This is a genomic window from Ruegeria sp. BHSB196 (assembly GCF_059613135.1).
The window spans coordinates 43,125-63,530 of the sequence record NZ_JBXWRY010000006.1 but is presented as its reverse complement, the minus strand read 5'-3'; the positions used below and the strand labels follow the sequence as shown (position 1 = coordinate 63,530).

The window sequence follows — 20,406 nt, the reverse complement described above, 5'->3', positions numbered from 1 at the left end:
CGGCTGGAACCTCAAGTCAGAACGGCAATCACGTAAACGGCGTAGAGCGTGGACAGGGCAAAGCCCCACAATCGGGTGATGTTCTGCTTCAGAAAGACGAACGGGATGAGCAGCAGCGACGCGCCCAGCATCACCCACAGGTCGAATTCCAGAAACTCCGGATCGACCACGATATTGCCGAACAGGGTGGCGATACCGACGATGGCCAGGAGGTTGAACATGTTCGACCCGATCACGTTGCCCAGCGCCACATCCGCCTGCCGCCGGAGGGCCGCCATGATCGTGGTCGCGAGTTCGGGCAGCGACGTGCCGACCGCGACCAGGGTCAGGCCGATGACGGTTTCACTGACTCCATAGGTGCGCGCGATGACCGACGCATTGTCCACCAGCAGATGCGCCCCCATCGGCAGTCCGATCAGGCCCAGCGCGACATAGACCGCAATGCGCCAGTACGGCATGTCCGGGTCGGCCTCTTCCAAGGCGTCGAGATCTTCGGGCCCTGCGAAACTGTCCCCACAATTCTTGCGATGTGCATGTGCCTGTCGGAACGCGTTGAGCAGTATCAGCGTGAGGCCAGCCAGCAGGATCACCGCGCTGACCAGAGTGAACTCTCCGCGGAATGCGAGCGCGATGAAGACCACGGACGCGATCAGCATGAAGACGTAGTTGCGGCGGGTGTTGCATTCGCTGGTGTGCAGGGTGGCCAGCACCGCCGGGATTCCGAGGACGAGCAGCACATTCGCGGTGTTCGACCCCACGACGTTGCCCAGCGCGATGCCCGGGGCGTTTTCCTGGACCGCCTTGATGGCGATCAGCAACTCGGGCGCCGAGGTTCCAAAGGCCACGATGGTCAGGCTGACGATCAGGGCCGGCACACCGATGCGAAGGCTGAGGTTGACGGCCCCGCGCACAAGCGCATCGCCGGCAAGCAGCAGGATCAGCAGCCCGAGCCCGGCGAGCAGCCATGCGATCATGACCGCCCTCCCTTTTCGCAGGCGCAGGGCCCCTTGCCGATTCTGAATCGCCCGCAGCGCGGACATTTGGCCGAGGACAGACGCTTCTGCCCCGGAAACCGAAGCTTGCCGAACATCGCCAGCACGGCCATGCCGATCAGAAACAGGGTGACGGCCTTGATGATCACGTCACAGCCCGAAACGCGCGTAGGCCGCCCGCTCCTCCAGACCCGCGATGGCGTCCTGCGCCAGTTGCGTGCCGAAACGCGACCAGAACGGGCGCCGCATCCCGTATCGCCTGAATTTCACCTTTTCGCCGAACCGTTCCTGCATCTTGGGCTTGAGATGGCCGATGCCGTCGATCAGCCCAAGCTCGGCCGCGCGTTTCGCCAACCAGATTTCGCCGGTGAACAAGTCGGTGTCTTCGCGCAACTTCGAACCACGCCGGTTCTTGACGTGCGAGATGAAGTTCTGGTGGATGTCGTCCAGAATGACCCGGAGCCTTTCGACATCCTCTTCCTTCTCCGGTGCGAACGGATCGAGCATGGATTTGGATTTTCCCGCCGTGTGCACCCGCCGCTCGATCCCCTGCCGTGCCAGAAACACATGCGCGCCGAAACTGGCCGAGATGACGCCGATCGATCCCAGAACCGAGCTGTCGTCGGCCCAGATCTCATCCGCCGCAGCGGCCAGCCAGTAGCCGCCCGAGGCCGCAACGTCCTCGACAAAGGCGAAAACCGGAATCTTGGCCTCTTCCGCCAGACGCCGGATGCGCGACCCGATCAGCGAACTTTGCACCGGCGAGCCGCCGGGCGAGTTGATTTCAAGCGCGACCGCAACGGGTTTGCCCTTGCGAAACGCCTTTTCCAGAACTGGGGCCAAGGCGGTGTCGTTGATCGACGCACGTCCCGCCAAACCGATGGCGCCGGACAAGCGAACCACGGCAACGACAGGCGGCTTTTTCAGAAACGGCAGGCGAAAGTTCATGGGTGCCGATGTAGAGTGCGCCCCAGCCGTAAACAAGACACGCGGTCCGAGGAAATGCGGGGCGTTCGAGATTCCCGCGTGCTTTGGGCAAAAATGCAACGCCGCCGCAGGACGGCTCAGTTGCGGATACGCCAGCCGGTCTTGAAGATCCACCAGATCACGCCGAGGCAGATGCAGGTGAACGCCGCGATCGCCAGCAGACTGAACACGATCGGCACATCGGCCAGCCCGTAGAACGACCAGCGGAACCCCGAGATCAGATAGACCACGGGATTGAAAAGCGTGATCGTCTGCCAGAGCGGCGGGAGCATGGACACCGAATAGAATGTCCCGCCCAGAAAGATGAGCGGCGTCACGATGAGTTGCGGGATCAGCGACATCTGTTCGAAGTTGCTGGCCCAGATCCCCACGATGAAACCCAGCAGGGCAAAGCTGAGGCAGGACAGGATCAGGAAGGCCGCCATGGCAAAGGGATGCTCGATCCGGATATCCACGAAGAAGGTTGCGGTCAGCAGTATCACCAGCCCGACAAACAGGGATTTCGTCGCCGCCGCCCCGACATAGCCGATGACGATTTCCAGGAAATTCACCGGTGCCGACAGCAACTCATAGATCGTGCCCAGAAACTTGGGAAAGTAGATGCCGAATGAGGCGTTCGAGATCGACAGCATCACCACCGACAGCATGATGAGGCCGGGCACGATGAACGCGCCGTAGGACACGCCTTCGATCTCCTGGATACGGCTGCCGATGGCGGTGCCGAACACGACGAAATACAACGAGGTGGACAGGACCGGCGACAGAAAGCTCTGCGCCAGCGTGCGAAAAAAACGCGCCATCTCGAAACGGTATATGGCGGCGATGGCGGCCCAGTTCATCGCGCATCCTCCGACACCAGGTTGACGAAGATTTCCTCGAGGCTGGATTGCCGGGTCTGGACATCCTTCAGAACCAGACCTGCCTGCGCAACGTCGTTGAGCAAGGTCGTGATGCCCGTGCGCTCGGCCTGGGTGTCATAGGTATAGACCAGCGCATCCTTGTTGCCGTTCAGCGCCAGACGATGGCGCGCGAGGCTTTCGGGAATGGCCGGGATCGGTGCGGTCAGCATCACCTCGATCTGTTTCTGACCCATCTGCGCCATCAGCGCATCCTTGTCCTCGACCAGCAGCAACTCGCCCTTGTTGATCACGCCCACGCGGTCGGCGATCGCCTCGGCCTCTTCGATATAGTGCGTCGTCAGAATGATGGTCACGCCGCCTTGTTTCAACTCGGCCACGATGTCCCACATATCCTTGCGCAGTTCCACATCGACGCCGGCCGTGGGCTCGTCAAGGAACAGAACGCGGGGTTCGTGGGCCAGCGCCTTGGCGATCAGAACCCGGCGCTTCATGCCGCCGGACAGTTCCTTGATCGAATTGCTGCGCTTGTCCCAGAGCGACAGTTTGCGCAGGATCTCTTCAAGCCGGGCATTGTCCGGCCCGTGACCGAACAGGCCCCGCGAGAACCGGACGGTGTTCCAGACCTTTTCGAACGGCTCCAGGGCGATCTCCTGCGGCACAAGCCCGATCATCCGGCGGGCGGCGCGGTAGTCGTCCTGGATGTCGTGGCCACCGACGGTGACGGTACCCGACGTGGGGGTTGTTATTCCGCATATGGTGGAAATCAGCGTCGTCTTGCCGGCCCCGTTCGGGCCGAGCAGGGCAAGGATTTCGCCCTGCTCGATGTCGAGCGTGACGCCCTTGAGCGCCTCGAAACCGTCGGCATAGGTCTTGCGCAGGTTCTTGATGGACAGAATGGCCGGCATGTCAAATTCCCGTTCTGGCCAAGACCCTATTACGCCCGTCCCCGGCGGAACAGGCCATTTGCGCACAAGACCATGCGCGATTGCGCAAAGTCAGTCCCGCCCGGTCAGGCGGCCGAGCCAGCCCTTCTTTTCTTCCGGCGCATCTTCCTGTTCGGGGGTCTCCGGCTCGGCCGGTCCTTCCAGATGCTCCTGCAGGCTGGCGAAGAACTGATCCGCCATCTTCTTGGCAAAGCTGTCGATCAGGCGGCTGCCCAGTTGCGCCAGCTTGCCCCCGACCTTGGCCTCGACGTCATAGGCCAGCAGAGTGCCGCCACTGTCGGTTGGACCCAGCGTCACGCTAGCACCGCCCTTGGCAAACCCCGCGGCGCCGCCCTTGCCCTCGCCAGCGATGGTCAGCCGTTCGTTTTCGACCATGTCGGACATGGTCACGGTTCCCTTGAAGGTCGCCTTGACTGGCCCGACCTTCTGAACCACCGTGGCCTCGTATCCGTCGGCCGGCGTTCCCGTCACCTCCTGCGCGCCCGGAACGCATTTTCTGAGCACCTCCGGGTCCAGCAACGCCGCATACACGGCGGCGGGCTCGGCCCGAATTTCCCGCGAGTCGCTCATCTGCATGGCCGGTCTCCCCTGCTGTCGCCTGCGTGCTGCAACCAGACCTAGCGCCTTATTGGCCTGTCAGGCAACCGTTGCCGCGCGCTGAGAGCCATGGACTCGGCGGTCACTTGTGTTAGCGGTGGTTGCGGTGACCGGCCATTGATCTGCCGAACCGCCGCAGGAGCACGCAATGACGGAACCCATGCAGAACCGATCCGCCGCCGGCATCGCCTTCATCATCGCGGGCATGGTGGCGATCTCGGTCAACGACATGCTGATCAAACAACTGTCCGGCAGCTATCCCCTGCACGAAATGGTGTTCCTGCGCTCGTCCATCGGCATCGTGTTCTCGCTGGCGCTGGTTCAGTTCGAAGGCGGCGTCCACCTGCTGCACACCCGCCATCCGATCCTGCACACGATCCGGTGTCTGTTGGTGGTGGTGTCGAACATGACCTTCTTCGTGGCGCTGGCTGCGGCTCCGCTTGCCGATGTGACCGCCTTGTTCTTTGCCGCGCCGCTGTTCATCACCGTGCTGTCGATTCCGATCCTGGGCGAAAGGGTCGGGCCGATGCGGATCGCCGCCGTCGTCGCCGGTTTCGCCGGCGTGATCCTCATGCAGCGCCCCTGGGAAGGCAGCGAGTCGATGCAGGCTGACCGGATCGTGCTGCTGCTGCCGGTGTTTTCGGCGCTGACCTATGCGCTCAACCAATTGATGACACGCAAGCTGGGTGCGACCACCAAGGCGTCGGCGCTGGCCGTCTATATCCAGGGCATGTTCATCCTGGTTTCGGTCGGCTTCTATCTGGTTGCCGGCGACGGCCGGTTCGCGGCCGGCACCGACAACCCGAGCCTGACCTTCCTGCTGCGGGCCTGGACATGGCCCGCGGACGGTGACTGGATCTATTTCATCTGGCTCGGCCTGAACTCCGGCGTCGTCGGCTATTGCCTGGCGCAGGCCTATCGCGTCACCGATGCGGCCACGGTCGCACCGTTCGAATATGTCGGCCTGCCGTTGGCCGTGTTCTGGGGCTGGCTGATCTGGGGCGAGATTCCGGATGCGGTCGTCTGGATCGGCATGGCCCTGATCATGGGATCGGGGCTGTTCGTGTTCCTGCGGGAACGTCAGAAATCGACGAAGCTGGCCCGCACCGAGGTCAAGGGCCGCTACTGAGGCCCGTCATTCACCCGCCAGGCGCGACCGGTCGAAATGCCGGAAGGCGACCTCGGAGCCGGATCCATCGGACGTGAAATCAGGCAGCCTCTCCGGCAATTCCGAATAGAAGGCCACCAGTCCCGGTTCGACGCCCTGCGCCAATGCCGAACACTCCCTCAGACAGGCGTCAACATGCGCGCCTCGGCCCTCATCGCGCAGACATGCGATCAACGTCGAATGCAAGTCTTGCAGTTTCGCAAACGCATCCGACGCCAGTACCTCCACGTTACCGACCACGACATAGATCGGCTCGGGCTGGGACTTCCCGCGCAGCCTGATCGCACCGGCCTCAAGCATCGCAATCTCTCCCTGCGCCGCTTCGTGGACGGCGCCGGACACAACGATGTCATAGCAGACATGACGACAAACAGTTTCGAGCCGCGCCGCGACGTTCACGACATCGCCGATAACCGTATAGTTGAACCGCTTGCGCGAACCGATATTGCCGACGCAGCCCCGCCCCGTGGCGCATCCGGTCGCGAGCGCAACCGGCTCCTGTCCCTGCATTCCCGCGGATGCGTTGAACGCCGCCAGCGCCCGGCGCATCTGCAGGGCGGCGCGCACGGCCCGAACCGGGTGATCCGCAACCGGAACAGGCGCATTCCAAAACGCCATGATCGCGTCGCCGATGAACTTGTCGATCGTACCCCGTTCGGCAAGGATCTTGTCCCCGAGCCGCGAGAACAGCTCGTTGAGCAAGGCCACCAAACCGGATGCGGGCAGTTTTTCGGACAGGGGCGTAAAGCCGCGAATGTCGCAGAACATCACCGTGATGTCCTGGGTCTGCCCCCCGAGCGTCAGCGTGCGGCCGCTGCTTTCCATCTCGTCCAGAACTTCGGGAGCGACATAGTGCGAGAATGTCCGGCGTATCGCGCGTTTGTCCCGTTCCGTCACGATGAACAGGTACCCGGCCAGGGCACCGAAATTCGCCATGCCGCCGATCAGAGGAAAGGTGACATCCAGCAGCACCGCGCCGTTCTGAAACGCCAGCCAGCTCATCCCGACGACCGAGGCCGCCGCCACGCCGCCGGCGACAAAGGACGGAATCGCGCCGGCCCCGGACATGACCGCGGTGACGATCAGACCCAGCGCCACGAATGCGATCACTTCGAGCGCGGCGGTCACGTCCGAACGGCGGAGGGTCTCGCCCAGCAATATCTGTTCGATGATCTGTGCATGGATCGAAACGCCCGGAACGGATTCGCCAAGGGAAGTTTCCCGGATGTCCAGCAGGCCCGCGGCCGAGGTGCCCACCAGAACGATCCGCCCTTCGATCTCGGCCTGCAGAGCCGGATCGAACCCGCCGTCGAGCACATCGACGGCCGAAACGTACAGCCTTGGATCGTCGCGCCGATAGCGCACCCAGATCTCGCCGTGTTCGGTGGTCGGCACCTGAAAGCCGCCGAAGTCCAGCGCCAGCATGACGCCGGGTTCGCCCTGTGCGCCTTCAACGAAAATGTTCGCCTGCCCGGTGGCGACCCGCAACGCTTCGATGTTCAGGCTGGGCATCACTCCCGTCGGCCCATGCCACAGAAGCGGAACGGTCCGGACCACGCCCAGGCTGCCCAGCGGTGACACGTTCACCCCGCCGATCCCCTGCGCCGTGTCCGCCAGCGGTGGCGCCAGTGACGTCCAGCTGGGCACCCGGACCAGTCCCTCGGCCGGCCGCTCGCCGATTTCCACGATGCCGGCATGGGGGGCGACCTCATCCCCCTCCGAGTGCAATCGCGCGGCCACGCCGAGGATCACCGGCCATTCGGCGATGGCGTTTCCGAACCTCAGATCGTTGTCCAGCCGCTCTGCGTCCACGTCGTCGCGTAGCAAGCCGGCGAAGGCGGGATCTTGCGACAGGCGTGCGGGGGAATAGCGGTCCGGTTCCGCAAACAGCATGTCGAACGCGATCGCTGCGGCACCGTAGTCGCCCAACCTCTCGACCAGTTCCGCCAGTTTGGTGCGGGGCCAGGGCCAATGACCCACAGAAGACAGCGAGGCCTCGTCGATATCCACCACGCGCACCGGCAGGTCCGGCTCGAAGCTTCTGGGTGAAAGCCGCTGCAGATAGTCGAAATAGATCAGCCGCGCGGCCTCGACCGGATAGGGGTCCGACACCCTCAGGAAACACCCCGCTAGGATGAGGACGAGGCCAAAACCGCGGATCGTCCAGGCGCGGCGGCCGGTTCCGGACAGCCACGCCATGTCACGAATGACGGCCGGAGACCAGCATCAGCCGCCCTCACCGCCGACCGACCCGCCGCCGCCTCCGCCGCCGCCCTGGCCGCTTCCGCCGTGAAGCCCCCCGCCGACACCGCCGAATTCGCCGCCGCCCTGGCCGCCCTGCGGGCCACCGCCCTGCCCGCCCTGATCCGCCGCGCTCTGGCCGCCGACGCCGGTTCCGACATCGCCGGCGGTCCCGTCTGCTGTTGAGCCTGCAACGCCCGTGCCACCAGTGTCCGCCCCGTCGTCCGCCTGTCCGCCGATGCCGCCCTGTCCGCCTTGGCCACCTTGGGCCGCGCCGCCGCCGCCACCGATCTGGCCTCCGGATCCGCTACCGCCCGGAGATCCCCCCGGCCCTGCCGTGTCGCCGCCTGCGCGCCCCCCGAGACCCGCGGGCGCTGCGGTTTCGGGCTCAGGATCTGGCGAAGGAGGCGCAGCAATTGCAATCTGCGGCGCGCTCGGCGCGGGGCGTGCCGGCGCGGGGCGTGCCGGCGCAGGGACGGCCTGCGGAGCAGGTACCGGTTGCCGTGCCCGGGCCTCGGATTGTGTCGGCGGTTCGGTGATATCGCTGCACCCTCCGGTATCCGCCTGGAACGCCGCGCGCAGCGATCTTTGCGATCTGATGAAGGGAAAGCCTCGGTTCAGCGCCTGCAGGGCCTGCTGGTTGTTGATCGGCCGCCCGACACGCCCGCGGGGCGTCGTTGCAACCATGGTGCACTGCCCCCGGATCAGCGAACACCGCCCGCTTGCGCCGCACATGCGGACGGACCCCGCGAGGATGACCATTGTGCTTTGCCGGTCGCCCAGTACCCAGACATCGAAGACGGTACCGCGCACGCCCATCGTCGCGGTCGGCGTATCGACGACATAGGCGGATTTCCTGCTTTTTCCCGAAATGAAGCGAAAACTGCCGCCCAGCGCCTTGACCGCGAAATTCCTGGCCTTCTGGTTTCCCCGCATCATCGACACGTCAAGAACCATGCTGGTGTTGGGGCCGATCGCGATCTTCGTTTCGTCCGCAAAGATGATCTGCACGATGCCGGTGCCGTTTGTGGTTATTGTGTCACCGCTGTCTATCGACATGCCGGCCTGAAGGCGGCGCGACTTTCCTGCGGTCGTCACGCTGGCGCCTTGCTTGACATCGACCACCGTGCCGATCGCCGCAGTTGCAGATCCGGCGGAAACCCAAAGACCACTGCTCAGCACAAGGACCAAGAACAGACGCAACCAAGCCAAATCCACCGCCCCCCCACAAGGTACAGAACACAGCCCGGTCATTGGTCAAGACAGGCCCGGATCGGACCCTTTCGCGCCTGCATAAAATCATTTTTGCCACAAATTTGAGTGAACTATGCGCTATTTTGCATAAGTTTGGCAAGGTTTTCGGCCCGGCTGTTCAGAAGGCGCTTGCCGACCGGAAGCCGGGCGGGTCGCCGGACGACGCCCAACACGGCGCGCCCACCGGTGTCAGCGCGGTGACGGCGGCTTCAGCCCTGTTCCTTGAGCAGCCGCTGTTTCTGCCGGGACCAGTCGCGTTTGGCCTGGGTTTCGCGCTTGTCGTGTGTCTTCTTGCCCTTGGCGATGCCGATTTTGATCTTGGCGATGCCCTTTTGGTTGAAATAGAGCACCAGCGGCACCAGCGTCATGCCCTTGCGCTGGGTCGCGTTCCACAATTGCGACAACTGCTTGCGCGAGACCAGCAGCTTGCGGCGCCGCCGTTCCTCGTGCCTGAAGACCTTGGCTTGCTCATAGGGCGGAATGTAGCTGTTCACGAGCCAGAGTTCGCCATCCTCGACCGCGGCGTAGCTGTCCGCGATGTTGGCGCCGCCGGCCCGCAGGGCCTTGACCTCGGACCCTTCCAGGACGATCCCGCACTCGATGTCCTCTTCGACGGCATAGTCGAAGCGGGCACGCCGGTTCTCGGAGATCACCTTGTAGTTCGGATCGGTTGTCTGCTTTGCCATGACGCGCAGATGTATGCGCCCTTGTCGGCCCATGCAAGCCGGCGATGCACCTGGCAACCGCCTTGTTCCCGCGGCGTCACCCTGAACGGTCCGATCGCAGGTGCTGCACGATCCCGATGGCGCTGATCGCGATCCAGAATCCCTCGATCAGCATCGAGGCCAGGTTGAAACTGTGCAGCAGCGAATAGACGATCAGAACCGACCCAAGAAGGTTGGCGGCCGGAAAGGCCAGATCCTCGGAATTCATCCATCGGACCTGGGTAGCGAAATAGGCGGCGACCACGATCAGCGCCCCGAAGGATCCGATGGCATCTGCCAGTGTCAGGGTTTCGAGGGCCATGGTCACATCCATTCTCCGCGCCAGATTTGCGATCGTGGCAGGTGTTAGTTCGTCAAGCGCCGGCTGACAATCCGGCGGCGGCATGACGCGAAGGCGACCGAAGGCGGGGAATCGCGCCCGGTCCCTTGCTTTTGCCGCCCGAATGTTGTCCCTGTGCGAAAAACCAGGGGATTCAGCCTATGCCGATGTACCGATCCAGAACCACCACCCACGGACGCAACATGGCCGGGGCGCGCGGCCTGTGGCGCGCGACAGGCATGAAGGACGAAGATTTCGGAAAACCGATCATCGCCATCGTGAATTCGTTCACCCAGTTCGTGCCCGGCCATGTCCACCTGAAGGATCTGGGCCAGATGGTCGCGCGCGAGGTCGAAAACGCCGGGGGCGTGGCCAAGGAATTCAACACCATCGCGGTGGATGACGGCATCGCCATGGGCCATGACGGGATGCTCTATTCCCTGCCCTCGCGCGAGATCATCGCGGATTCGGTGGAATACATGGTCAATGCCCACTGCGCCGACGCGATGGTCTGCATCTCGAATTGCGACAAGATCACGCCGGGGATGCTGATGGCCGCAATGCGGCTGAACATCCCCGCGGTCTTTGTCTCAGGTGGCCCCATGGAAGCGGGCAAGGTCGTCTGGGAGGGTCAGGAAAAGGCGCTGGATCTGGTGGACGCCATGGTGGCCGCCGCCGACGAAAAATACAGCGACGAACAGGTCGCGGCAATCGAGCGCTCGGCCTGTCCGACCTGCGGTTCCTGTTCAGGCATGTTCACGGCCAATTCGATGAACTGCCTGACCGAAGCCCTCGGCCTTTCCCTGCCCGGCAACGGGTCGACGCTGGCCACCCATGCTGACCGAAAGCGTCTGTTCATCGAAGCCGGCCACCTGATCGTCGATCTCTGCAAGCGGTACTACGAACAGGACGACGCCAGTGTTCTGCCGCGCAACATTGCGAACCGGACCGCGTTTGAGAACGCCATGTCTCTGGACATCGCCATGGGCGGGTCCACCAACACCGTTCTGCACCTGCTGGCCGCCGCCATCGAGGGCGAGGTCGATTTCCATATGTCCGACATCGACCGCCTGTCGCGCAAGGTGCCGGTTCTGTGCAAGGTGGCGCCCGCAAAGAGCGACGTGCACATGGAAGATGTTCACCGTGCCGGCGGCATCATGGGCATTCTCGGCGAACTGGACAGAGCCGGACTGCTGAACACGTCGGTGACAACGGTGCATTCCCCGACCCTCGCGGACGCGTTGGACCGCTGGGACGTTCGGCGCACCAACAGCGCGTCGGTCCACGATTTCTACCGCGCCGCTCCGGGCGGCGTGCGGACCCAGACTGCGTTTTCGCAGGAGCGCCGCTATGAAGACGTCGATCTGAACCGGGAAACCGGGGTCATCCGCGATGCCGAACATGCGTTTTCGCAGGATGGTGGCCTGGCGGTACTCTACGGTAATCTGGCCGAAGAGGGCTGCATCGTGAAGACCGCGGGCGTAGACGACTCGATCCTGAAGTTTTCCGGCCCGGCGCATATCTTCGAAAGCCAGGACGACGCCGTTTCCGGCATCCTGACCGGCAAGGTCAAGGCGGGTGAGGTGGTGCTGATCCGCTATGAGGGACCGCGGGGCGGGCCGGGCATGCAGGAGATGCTGTATCCCACCAGCTATCTCAAGTCCAAGGGGCTCGGCGAAGCCTGCGCGCTGGTCACGGACGGGCGATTCTCGGGCGGCACGTCCGGATTGTCGATCGGTCATGTCTCGCCGGAGGCAGCCGAGGGCGGCCTGATCGGGCTGGTCGAACAGGGCGACCTGATCGAGATCGACATCCCCAATCGCAGTATCCACCTGGCCGTGGACGATGCCGTTCTCGCGGCGCGCCGCGAAGCCCAAGACGAAAAGGGATGGCACCCGGCGAAGCCGCGCAAGCGCAAGGTGTCCACCGCCTTGAAAGCCTATGCCAAGCTGACCACCAGCGCGGCGAAAGGCGCGGTACGCCAGCTGTGACATGTCCCGGCCGGCGCCGCGCCCCGCGCGGCGCCGGGCCCAACCGGAGGAGATGTCGCGCCAGAGACATCGACGACGGGCGGGAGTGTCACGCCCCCGGGGTCAGTCTCCAAGTTTCGCGTGAACCTCGTCCAGGTCGATCTCTCCGATCGGCATCTTGTTGGCCGGATTCTCGAAATCGTACTTGAACAGTTCGAAATCCCGTTTGTAGATCTCGTAGACGAGGTGCATGGACAGATCGTCGAAATAGTCTTCGACCGGATGCGCCCGTTTCGGTCCGTGGCCTTCGGATTCGTTGAACCGGGGTATCTCGCCCAGATCCACAGAATGCGGCGTTTCGATGTGGTTCAGCACGTCCCGCATGCCTTCGTCGAACTTCTCGGTCCAGAAGATGCGGTCGTATCGTCCCCCGTTGACGATGAAGGTCGAGACGTGGCCGGACATGGCCGACCAATGAATGTCCGGATCCATGGGCCGCCGCCAGCGGATGGTGTCGCGGGCAAACAGCAGGAACCTGCGAAAGCTCCGGATCTGATCGAACGCCTGCTTGCCGTCCTCGCCGCCGACCTCGATGCCGTAGTTGTACACCAGCGACGGTACCAGATTGCCACGGTACCTTTTACCGTTGCGCTGGATGCCGCAGATCTTGTCGAAGAAGGAACTCAATATGCGCGTGTAGGGGTTGCGCACGCAGGTGAAGGCAAAGGACCGGTGCGACTTGACGTTACGCGAGATCGGATCCTGGCTTCGGTCCATCGCCCATTTGTGCAGCCCGTCCTGCGCGTCGTGAATGTCCCCGTCGAAAAACCGCCCATGATCCGAGTAATACATGATCTGGCCGATGGTCGAGCACGCGCATTTCGGCACCACCCGATAGACCATGCTTTCACTTTCCGTCATCCAGGTGCCCGGAAACCCCATCTGCCCCACCTCCAATGCCATTCGATCTCAAATCGAGCCAAAGGCCCTTGATGTCAAAAAAACAAAGAAACCGAGTTTATTCAATCGCGCTTCCGCATTATCAGGGTGAGCCAAGAGCAGCAACACGGCGCGGCGTTCCGAGGCATGGCAAGAATTGCGTATATCCTATTGTGCCACAAGAACCCGGACGCCATCGTCGCGCAGAGCGAACAGCTGACCGCCGCCGGGGATTTTGTCGCGATCCATTTCGACGCCAGCGCATCGTCCGAGGATTTCCGACGCATTCAGGCCGCGCTGGCGGACAATCCCGATGTGACCTTCGCCCGCAAGCGCGTCAGGTGCGGCTGGGGCGAATGGTCCCTGGTCCAGGCCACTCTGAACGCCTTGGAGGCGGCGGTGGACGCCTTTCCCCATGCCACGCATTTCTACATGCTGTCCGGCGACTGCATGGCGATCAAGACCGCGGAATATGCGCATGGGTTTCTGGACGCCAATGACAAGGACTATATCGAAAGCTACGATTTCTTCGGCAGCGACTGGATCAAGACCGGCCTGAAGGAAGACCGCCTGATCTATCGCCACGTCTTCAACGAGCGGACGCAGCGACGGCGGTTTTACGCATCCTACGAATTGCAAAAGCGTCTTGGGATGACGCGCGAGGTTCCGCAGGATCTTCAGATCATGATCGGCAGCCAATGGTGGTGCCTGCGCCGCCGCACGGTCGAACAGCTTCTCGATTTTCTCCGGTCCAGGCGCGACATCCTGCGGTTCTTCCGAACGACCTGGATTCCGGATGAAACCTTTTTTCAAACCCTCACCCGCCACCTGATTCCGGACCGGGAGATCGAGAACCGGACGCTGACGTTCCTGATGTTCACCGATTACGGGATGCCGGTCACGTTCTACAACGATCACTACGATCTTCTCTTGACCCAGGACTACCTGTTCGCCCGCAAGATCAGCCCGGAAGCACGGGAGTTGAAACAGCGCCTGGGGCAGCTCTATTCGGCCCGGGGGGTGTCGTTCCAGATTTCGAACGAAGGCCGGAAGCTCTACGACTATCTCGCCGGGCGCGGCCGGATCGGGCGGCGTTTCGCCCAGCGATTCTGGGAAGCCGAAAGCACATTGGGACGCGAGCGCGAACTGATGATCGTGATCTGCAAGAAATGGCACGTCGCCAAGCGCCTTGCGGGCCAGATCTCACGCCATACGGGGCTTCCCACGGTTGAATACCTTTTCAACGAGGAAGACACGGCGCTGCCGGATCTGGGCGGCGTCGAAACCGGACTGGGCAAGCGCAACCGGCATTGCCGGGCGCTGATGCGGATGCTGTTCGATCACCTGCAGACGGACCGGCTGGTCATATGTGTCGATCCTTCCAGCCTGGACATCCTGCGCGACTTCTGCGCGGACCGCTGCGTGACGCGGCTGCTCGAAATCGAATGCACCTATTCCGACGACTACCTGACCGGACATGCACGGCGTGTCGGACTTGCCGGTGAGAACACGCCCCAGGCGCATCTGGAACGGCTGTTGCCGACCATCCGCAACGACTTCGCGCTCGAGTCCGAGGCCATACGCGACGCGGGTTTCGACCGATACGGCCGGATCGGCGAAGCGCGCCCGCGCGAGGAAAACGCCCACAAGGTTGCCGAGTTCCTGTTGATCTCCACCGGCAAAGCGCAGGAAATCCTCGAAATCGACTATCTGTTTGCCGACTGAGCCCTTGCTCCGGTGAAATCCTACTTGGACTTCCAACTGTCCAGCCAGCGCCGGAACCGGCTGCGATGCTCGTCAATGGCATCGCCCGCCGCATGGAAGCTGTCTTCGACATTTTCGATCATCGGGTCGATCCGTGCCGCGCGGAACCGGCGCCAGCGCACCCAGATGGCCCAGAGGATCGCGAAGAAAACCGTCAGGAAGATGATGTTGAACCACGGGATCAGGCGCACGTCAGGCCCTTCGACCGTCTTGATGGAAATGGCGTTGGGGAAGATCGACATGAACTCGTTGCGCCAGCCGTAATGCGTGACCGCGACCCATTCGGGGTTGTCCTTGGTCGAGATGGCGTCATTCGCCTCGGTATAGAGGTTGGCGGTGTCGAACTTGAAATAGGGCGGCCAGCCCCACCCGGTATCCTCGTTGCGATAGACGATGGCCTTGCCGTTCGGCCGCACGGCCTGAATGAACTGCACGTCCCGGTTGATGAGATTCGCCGACTGATCGTCCGGAGTCGCCCAGAAGATGCGGGTCCAGTCGTTCAGCTCCTGCCGCTCCTCATAGGTGTTGACGATGCGCACGATGTCACGCTGCGGCAACGAGTATTGCAGCAGCGCCCCCACGGCGATCCAGAAGGTCAGAATGAACGCCCATTTGACATAGACCATGTCCCGGTCCTCACATGTAGTTCACGACGTAGATCAGGGCCGCAATCGCCACCCATGGCACAATATAGACCGCAAGGATAAGCTTGCGGCGGAACGAGTTGTCATAGGCCTTCAGCCCGCGCTCCACAAACGCTTCCTTGCTGCCGGTCTTGCCCTTCTTGTCCCACCACGTCTCGAGCTTGCCGCGCCGCACCCTGCGGGAATAGAGGGACAGCCCGACATAGGCAATCGTCTGCACGACCAGCAGGATCAGGATCAGCCGCAGCGCGCCAAACATGTCAAATCCTCCTCACCGCGCCCCAGGGACCGACCCGGCGGAGGATGTCCTCGCTCACCCGGTCCTCGCCGCTCATGTCCGGTTCCTGCCCGAACAGTGCGGCGCGCGCCCCGGCCTTGTCCACCTGATATTCCCGCGCCAGGAAGTCGGCAACATAGGCCCGCTTGGACTGGGACCATGTGGCATAGGTGCGATAGAACAGCTCCTTGTGGCAGATGAACATCTGGCGGGGATCGAGCGGCGCCAGTTCCGACAGCAGCATGTTGACCAGGTCGCGGTCGCGCGTGTTCGCCGCGCGCAGCGAATAGAAATAGGCCGGATGGTCCGACGCGATACGCGGCCACGGCCCGCCGTCCTCGGCCCAGCGCAAAAGCTGCGCAAGGCCGTGATAGGCGTCGGGCAGCCGGTCCGCGTGATTGCGCGCCAGCCGCCGCATGTCGCCGCGATCCAGCCCGGTCAGGTCGATCCCGGCGCTCGCGGCGGTGTCGATGGCGATGAAATCCATCTTTTGCCGCAGGATCGCCGCGCCGTCCACGCCGCGCGCCTTGACGATCGGTTCGACCAGATCGTTGTAGTCCAGAAACTTGGCGATCTGGTTGCGTTGCGACGGATCGAAAACATATCTGATCGGCAGGTCGTCGGGCTTTCCGCCCATGCAGATCGCGGCCGGGTGATCCACGTCCGGAAACAGGTACATCCCGCCGAAATGCGCGGTCCAGAAATTGCGCTGTTCGAACACGGTATGGCGCAGATGCACCGGGTTGCGGGTCACGTCACCGGTCTGTTTCGCGGTCTCGATCATCTGAGCGATCAGAACATCGTCGAACCAGGCGTCCTCCTCGGTCTTGAACCGTTCGACCATGCCCGCCAGTTGCTCGGCCTTGCGCAAGGTGCCGCCGACCGTGTCGGCCTCGATCTCGATCTTGCGCAGGTTCAGCAGGTCGCGCGGCGAGGTGAGTTTGACGACCGAGTTCACCAGTTCTCCGGCCACCGCATCGGTGGCGGTCAGGGCGAACAGCTGCGCCTCGTTCATCTCGATGAACTCGCGCAGGATATCGCGCGAGGTCGAGAATTTGACGTTCAGCAGCGGGCTGCGTTTCTGCTCAGTCGTCAGCAGGATGAACTGCCGATTGACACCGTTGGGATTGAGGTAGAGTTCGTCCTCCAACTCGATCCCGATCTCGGGCGAATAGCCTGAAATGTCGATGTGAAAATCCGAAAGTCGCGTGGTCTTGCCCGACAGATGTTGCAGCGCGCGATTGTACCGCTCGACCAGAGCCGGGCTGGAGGTGTGGACGAGATTGCCGAACATCAGGCCTTTTTCGATGAGGCGGATCATGAGGACCACCTGTGCGAAGCCTGAAGTTCAATGCCTTTCACGACTCCGACCCAATAGGGCGCGGAAAGAATGATGGCGCCAACGAGCAGAACCGAAGAGTCCAACTTGTGTCTCAACTCCGGAATGGCGGGGTTGGCGGACACCAGTGCTGCAATGGCACCGGCATACACTGCCACGGAAATCAAGAGGCTGAGCGTCCACCAGACAAAGAACCGAACCCACATGAAAGCGCCTGACGGAACCGGCAAGCATTTGTTGATGGTCCAAATCACAAACCTGATGCCGGCATAGGCTGCCAATGAGCATACGGCGATATAGGTGAGATCGAGCAAGCTATTTCCCCTCCAGATACCGTCGCTTGGCCTCTTCCATCCGTTGCATCTCACGCACCGCGTTTTCGATGGCGACCTCGTCGCTCTTGTCGGCATAGCGAAACTCGCTGTCGGCGTAACGGTTGATCTCTTGGATCACCATTTCGACCGTGATCGGCTGGCGCAGGTCTTCGATCATCGCTTTCTTGGTATCGTAGTCGCGGAACAGGAACAGGTCGGGGTTTTCCATCCACTCGTCGGGCAGTTCGAAATCCATCGCCCGCACCTTGACCGCGTCGGTAATGTTCTTGATCGCGCGGCCGGTGAACCGTTCGTCCGCCTGCTGGATCGCCTTGAGGTAGGTGCCCAGCTTGGCGATCGTGTCCAGCTGGCCGATCTGCCCCTCGACCTTCTCATAGACGCGCAGCAAAGCGTCCTCATGCGGGCGGGAGTGGCTTTCGAAACTGGCGGCGACCGCCTTCTTGATCTCCTGCGCGGCATACAGATCGTGCTCGCCCAACGGAATGTCGTGGTTGCGGCCCATCAGCAGATGCAAGATATCGATGTAGTCCTCGCGCGTTTGCGGCCCATCCACAAGAAACCGCGCACCCGCCCGCTGGCGCAGGGCATCGTCCACGTTCTCGGGGTAGTTCGAGAACATGCCAAAGGTGCAGTTGCCGCGCACGACGGTGTTGGCGCCGGCAAAGCTCTCCATCAGCACCGCGGTGATTTCCAACTGCCCGGCACTGGACTGCCGGTCGCCGCGTTTGCCCGCCAGCTGATCGATGTCGTCGATGGTGCCGAAGCCGATCACCGAGGGGTCGATGATGGTGTTGATAAAGGCCTTGGCGTTCTGGCCGGACTTGCCCTGATAGCTGTCGATATTGTCGGTGCTCAGGTTCTGATAGCGGAACGGGTAGCCCGCGTTCTGACAGTATTCGTGGATCAGCCCGGCCATCATCTGGATCAGGGTGGTCTTGCCGGTGCCCGGCTTGCCGTCGCCCATGAAGGTGAAGATGAACCCGCCGAGTTCCGCGAACGGGTTCAGGCGGCGGTCGAAGTCATAGGCCATCAGCATCTTGGCCAGCTTCATCGCCTGATACTTGGCGATATGGTTGCCCACCACCTCGTTCGGTTTCTTGAACGTCATCGTCAGCGTGGTGGATTTGGCCTTGGAGGCGGGCTCGAACCCCCGGATGGTCAGATCGTCGGCCTCGACATGCCAGGCGGCGTTCCGGAAACCGGCCAGATGCCCGGCAGACTGGGCGCGCAGGGCGGCCTTTTCCATCAGTTGCTCGGCATAGGCGCTGGTGGCTGCGATCAGATGCGCATCATCTGGGGCATGTTTGGCCAGCGTCTGGTCCAATTCCCACAAAGCGCCGTGCAGGGCAAGCTGGCCGTTGTCGGTCAGAACTTCTTCGATCTCGCCGAGATCAACGGTGGTCTCGCCCAGATGCGAGGACATCAGATAGGCCAGTGCATTGCCGAATGTGTGGGCGGTGATCAAGGCCTCGGCCGTCAACAGCTCCGAAAACTCGGTCTTGCGGGAAGCGGGCAAGTCGCCGGCCAGATTGGCGCGTTTCAGGTCGGCCAGCGGAGTTTGGTCCGCATAGGCTTCGGCTACGGCCAGCGCGATGGCGATGGCGCGCCGGATCGCCTGCTGCGTGGTGGCCTGAGGCGGCGAGACCAGCGCATCGCCACCGTCCGACGCCTCGATCCGTTCGACCAGATGCACCCCGTCGGCGCGCGACGACCGCCGCGTCACCAGACCCGGCGTGGTAGAGCGGAACCGCCGACCGGTCGCCACGCCCGGAGACCGCTCAACCGTCGCTTGGACGGGTTTGGCAATCCGTGGCGCATGCTCGAACCCGTTCAACAAGGCGGTTGCCGCCGGATAGTGCTTGCGGATGTCCGTCTCGCGCAATTCCATCTGGTCTGACGTCAAGCTCATCTCAAAACCGCCATTGCCTCTTCAATACCTCAAAACCTGCCCGGAATTGCTGACCACGAATTTCCGCACATCGGCAAAGCCCGGCGGGTTGCGTTCGGCCAGCACCTGAAACGGGCGCTGGGGCAGGATGATCGACCGCTGGGTGCGGGTCGCCCCGGTCTCGGCCCCCTGCCCGCCAAACGGGTCCAGCGCAAATACCTCGCGCTCGACGGTCGAGAACCATCCGGCGCGCTCCTCGACGACTTTTTCGCTTTCCAGTTCCTCGGTGGTCCAGGCCAGCGCCCAGTCCTGGCCCTCGGGCGCCTGCGCATCCTCCAGCACCTGCCGCAGGGGTCCGGATTGCTCGGTATAGGCCGAGGAATACATCGGCCCCACATGGATGCGCCGCAGGTGTTTTGGGTGCAGGTCGTCAAAATCCTCGTCGAATCCCTTGGCGATCGTCAGCAGTTTCAGCCCGCCCAAGGACTGCGCCATCAGGTGTGCCTGCACCTCGGGCCAGCGCCGCTGATCCTTGGGCAGCGCCACGCGGCCAGAATCCTCAAGCTGCATCAGATAGATCACCGGCAGGTTGATCTGGCTGTCATAGACCGCCCAATGCACCAGAAACCGCCGCCGCTCGTCCTGGTTTTCGATCCAGTGGCATTCGGGATCGTTGCGCGCCCAGAACAGTTGGCCCTTGAGCAGTTCTTCGTAGTATAGGCGCTGCGACAGCGCGAATTGCAGCTTGGTCGGGATCTCGCGGTCGCCGATGATGGTGCGCACCATCTCGGATTTCAGTTCCTCCTCCGAGGGCATGTTCGCCAGATGCACCTGCGCCTGCTGCGCGTCATTGGCCATGGTCAGCAACTCGGCCGCCACCGGAAACCCGCTGTCGCGCTTGTCCATGGCAAGGCTGCCAAAGAACCGCCCCGTGTCGCGCCCGACCAGCAGGTATTTCATGGAAAGCGCGCGGAAGGTGTAGAGCAGCCCCGAGAGATAGCGCGACACGATCCGCACCTCCTGTTTGCTGATCGCGCCCTCGGCTTCCATCGTCGCGGCCACGCGCAGGAGGTGGACCGTGATCACCTCGAATTTGCGGAAATAGCGGCGCGAGGCGAAGGTGTCGGTCAGGCCGACATGGTCTTGTGCGGGGTCCGCCACCC

At 62.8% G+C, this 20,406-nt stretch carries 20 protein-coding genes; 3 read left to right on the top strand and 17 right to left on the bottom strand.

What is annotated here, in order from left to right; translation table 11 throughout:
- Positions 1–11 precede the first annotated feature (11 nt).
- From AC2FNJ_RS05715 to AC2FNJ_RS05690, 6 genes are all read right to left on the bottom strand, one after another.
- Positions 12–974: a calcium/sodium antiporter gene (locus tag AC2FNJ_RS05715; protein WP_496763138.1), complete on the bottom strand. Its 963-nt coding sequence runs from the start codon at positions 972–974 to the stop codon at positions 12–14.
- Entirely contained in the window at positions 971–1,141 is a 171-nt protein-coding gene (locus tag AC2FNJ_RS05710) for a hypothetical protein (protein WP_496763136.1), read from the bottom strand. Before AC2FNJ_RS05710 ends, AC2FNJ_RS05715 begins: the two co-directional genes overlap by 4 nt.
- A gap of 1 nt (position 1,142) precedes the next feature.
- The gene (locus AC2FNJ_RS05705; RefSeq protein WP_496763135.1) at positions 1,143–1,940 is read right to left on the bottom strand and encodes a S49 family peptidase; all 798 of its coding nucleotides are present in this window, start codon (positions 1,938–1,940) and stop codon (positions 1,143–1,145) included.
- A 116-nt stretch (positions 1,941–2,056) separates the two neighbouring features.
- Positions 2,057–2,818, bottom strand: a complete 762-nt coding sequence (locus AC2FNJ_RS05700) for an ABC transporter permease (protein WP_496763133.1) — start codon at positions 2,816–2,818, stop codon at positions 2,057–2,059.
- Complete coding sequence (locus tag AC2FNJ_RS05695) at positions 2,815–3,744, bottom strand: ABC transporter ATP-binding protein (RefSeq protein ID WP_496763132.1); 930 nt, start codon at positions 3,742–3,744, stop codon at positions 2,815–2,817. The genes AC2FNJ_RS05700 and AC2FNJ_RS05695 overlap by 4 nt, the downstream gene beginning before the upstream one ends.
- A 90-nt stretch (positions 3,745–3,834) precedes the next feature.
- Positions 3,835–4,359 carry an SRPBCC family protein gene (locus AC2FNJ_RS05690; protein ID WP_496763131.1) on the bottom strand — a complete coding sequence of 175 codons (525 nt, stop codon included), beginning with the start codon at positions 4,357–4,359 and terminating at the stop codon, positions 3,835–3,837.
- Between the two features lie 169 nt (positions 4,360–4,528).
- Between AC2FNJ_RS05690 and AC2FNJ_RS05685 the strand changes: the two genes are divergently transcribed.
- Positions 4,529–5,509 (top strand): DMT family transporter, encoded by a 981-nt coding sequence (locus tag AC2FNJ_RS05685; RefSeq protein ID WP_496763130.1) that lies wholly within the window; start codon positions 4,529–4,531, stop codon positions 5,507–5,509.
- 6 nt (positions 5,510–5,515) lie between these two features.
- Here the strand turns inward: AC2FNJ_RS05685 and AC2FNJ_RS05680 are convergent, their stop codons facing one another.
- The 4 genes from AC2FNJ_RS05680 to AC2FNJ_RS05665 all read right to left on the bottom strand — a co-directional run bounded on the left by AC2FNJ_RS05680 (position 5,516) and on the right by AC2FNJ_RS05665 (position 10,069).
- Positions 5,516–7,747: a CHASE2 domain-containing protein gene (locus AC2FNJ_RS05680; protein WP_496763128.1), complete on the bottom strand. Its 2,232-nt coding sequence runs from the start codon at positions 7,745–7,747 to the stop codon at positions 5,516–5,518.
- 27 nt (positions 7,748–7,774) lie between these two features.
- Positions 7,775–8,887 (bottom strand): FecR family protein, encoded by a 1,113-nt coding sequence (locus AC2FNJ_RS05675; RefSeq protein ID WP_496763126.1) that lies wholly within the window; start codon positions 8,885–8,887, stop codon positions 7,775–7,777.
- 365 nt (positions 8,888–9,252) lie between these two features.
- Entirely contained in the window at positions 9,253–9,729 is a 477-nt protein-coding gene (gene smpB / locus AC2FNJ_RS05670; RefSeq protein WP_496763124.1) for an SsrA-binding protein SmpB, read from the bottom strand.
- A 76-nt stretch (positions 9,730–9,805) separates the two neighbouring features.
- The gene (locus tag AC2FNJ_RS05665) at positions 9,806–10,069 is read right to left on the bottom strand and encodes a CBU_0592 family membrane protein (protein ID WP_496763123.1); all 264 of its coding nucleotides are present in this window, start codon (positions 10,067–10,069) and stop codon (positions 9,806–9,808) included.
- A gap of 179 nt (positions 10,070–10,248) precedes the next feature.
- Here AC2FNJ_RS05665 and ilvD point away from each other — a divergent pair, with 179 nt between their 5' ends.
- On the top strand, positions 10,249–12,078 hold the full coding sequence (gene ilvD, locus AC2FNJ_RS05660; RefSeq protein WP_496763122.1) for a dihydroxy-acid dehydratase: 1,830 nt from the start codon (positions 10,249–10,251) through the stop codon (positions 12,076–12,078).
- A gap of 102 nt (positions 12,079–12,180) precedes the next feature.
- On the opposite strand, the gene AC2FNJ_RS05655 is transcribed toward ilvD, so the two are convergent.
- Positions 12,181–12,999: a sulfotransferase family protein gene (locus tag AC2FNJ_RS05655; RefSeq protein WP_496763218.1), complete on the bottom strand. Its 819-nt coding sequence runs from the start codon at positions 12,997–12,999 to the stop codon at positions 12,181–12,183.
- 144 nt (positions 13,000–13,143) lie between these two features.
- On the opposite strand from AC2FNJ_RS05655, the gene AC2FNJ_RS05650 reads away from it, so the two are divergent.
- Positions 13,144–14,721 carry a DUF5928 domain-containing protein gene (locus AC2FNJ_RS05650; RefSeq protein WP_496763121.1) on the top strand — a complete coding sequence of 526 codons (1,578 nt, stop codon included), beginning with the start codon at positions 13,144–13,146 and terminating at the stop codon, positions 14,719–14,721.
- Between the two features lie 20 nt (positions 14,722–14,741).
- On the opposite strand, the gene AC2FNJ_RS05645 is transcribed toward AC2FNJ_RS05650, so the two are convergent.
- From AC2FNJ_RS05645 to AC2FNJ_RS05620, 6 genes are read right to left on the bottom strand one after another with little or no spacing between them, the layout of a single operon-like run.
- Positions 14,742–15,386, bottom strand: a complete 645-nt coding sequence (locus AC2FNJ_RS05645; RefSeq protein ID WP_496763119.1) for a DUF1523 family protein — start codon at positions 15,384–15,386, stop codon at positions 14,742–14,744.
- A gap of 10 nt (positions 15,387–15,396) precedes the next feature.
- Complete coding sequence (locus AC2FNJ_RS05640; RefSeq protein ID WP_496763118.1) at positions 15,397–15,663, bottom strand: hypothetical protein; 267 nt, start codon at positions 15,661–15,663, stop codon at positions 15,397–15,399.
- A gap of 1 nt (position 15,664) precedes the next feature.
- Positions 15,665–17,002 carry a DUF6638 family protein gene (locus tag AC2FNJ_RS05635; RefSeq protein ID WP_496763117.1) on the bottom strand — a complete coding sequence of 446 codons (1,338 nt, stop codon included), beginning with the start codon at positions 17,000–17,002 and terminating at the stop codon, positions 15,665–15,667.
- Positions 16,999–17,334, bottom strand: a complete 336-nt coding sequence (locus AC2FNJ_RS05630) for a hypothetical protein (protein WP_496763115.1) — start codon at positions 17,332–17,334, stop codon at positions 16,999–17,001. The genes AC2FNJ_RS05635 and AC2FNJ_RS05630 overlap by 4 nt, the downstream gene beginning before the upstream one ends.
- Before the next feature lies 1 nt (position 17,335).
- Positions 17,336–19,264 (bottom strand): AAA family ATPase, encoded by a 1,929-nt coding sequence (locus AC2FNJ_RS05625; RefSeq protein ID WP_496763114.1) that lies wholly within the window; start codon positions 19,262–19,264, stop codon positions 17,336–17,338.
- Positions 19,265–19,285: 21 nt separating this feature from the next.
- Positions 19,286–20,404, bottom strand: a complete 1,119-nt coding sequence (locus AC2FNJ_RS05620; protein WP_496763112.1) for a hypothetical protein — start codon at positions 20,402–20,404, stop codon at positions 19,286–19,288.
- Between the last annotated feature and the right edge of the window lie 2 nt (positions 20,405–20,406).

Excerpts from the sequence above, each read along its gene's own strand:
- AC2FNJ_RS05695 (WP_496763132.1), bottom strand. The coding sequence starts at position 3,744 with ATGCCGGCCATTCTGTCCATCAAGAACCTGCGCAAGACCTATGCCGAC.
- AC2FNJ_RS05645 (WP_496763119.1), bottom strand. The coding sequence starts at position 15,386 with ATGGTCTATGTCAAATGGGCGTTCATTCTGACCTTCTGGATCGCCGTG.
- AC2FNJ_RS05625 (WP_496763114.1), bottom strand. The coding sequence starts at position 19,264 with ATGAGCTTGACGTCAGACCAGATGGAATTGCGCGAGACGGACATCCGC.
- AC2FNJ_RS05665 (WP_496763123.1), bottom strand. The coding sequence starts at position 10,069 with ATGGCCCTCGAAACCCTGACACTGGCAGATGCCATCGGATCCTTCGGG.
- AC2FNJ_RS05635 (WP_496763117.1), bottom strand. The coding sequence starts at position 17,002 with ATGATCCGCCTCATCGAAAAAGGCCTGATGTTCGGCAATCTCGTCCAC.
- AC2FNJ_RS05705 (WP_496763135.1), bottom strand. The coding sequence starts at position 1,940 with ATGAACTTTCGCCTGCCGTTTCTGAAAAAGCCGCCTGTCGTTGCCGTG.
- AC2FNJ_RS05690 (WP_496763131.1), bottom strand. The coding sequence starts at position 4,359 with ATGCAGATGAGCGACTCGCGGGAAATTCGGGCCGAGCCCGCCGCCGTG.
- AC2FNJ_RS05650 (WP_496763121.1), top strand. The coding sequence starts at position 13,144 with ATGGCAAGAATTGCGTATATCCTATTGTGCCACAAGAACCCGGACGCC.
- AC2FNJ_RS05715 (WP_496763138.1), bottom strand. The coding sequence starts at position 974 with ATGATCGCATGGCTGCTCGCCGGGCTCGGGCTGCTGATCCTGCTGCTT.
- AC2FNJ_RS05685 (WP_496763130.1), top strand. The coding sequence starts at position 4,529 with ATGACGGAACCCATGCAGAACCGATCCGCCGCCGGCATCGCCTTCATC.
- smpB (WP_496763124.1), bottom strand. The coding sequence starts at position 9,729 with ATGGCAAAGCAGACAACCGATCCGAACTACAAGGTGATCTCCGAGAAC.
- AC2FNJ_RS05655 (WP_496763218.1), bottom strand. The coding sequence starts at position 12,999 with ATGGGGTTTCCGGGCACCTGGATGACGGAAAGTGAAAGCATGGTCTAT.
- AC2FNJ_RS05680 (WP_496763128.1), bottom strand. The coding sequence starts at position 7,747 with ATGGCGTGGCTGTCCGGAACCGGCCGCCGCGCCTGGACGATCCGCGGT.
- AC2FNJ_RS05640 (WP_496763118.1), bottom strand. The coding sequence starts at position 15,663 with ATGTTTGGCGCGCTGCGGCTGATCCTGATCCTGCTGGTCGTGCAGACG.
- ilvD (WP_496763122.1), top strand. The coding sequence starts at position 10,249 with ATGCCGATGTACCGATCCAGAACCACCACCCACGGACGCAACATGGCC.
- AC2FNJ_RS05700 (WP_496763133.1), bottom strand. The coding sequence starts at position 2,818 with ATGAACTGGGCCGCCATCGCCGCCATATACCGTTTCGAGATGGCGCGT.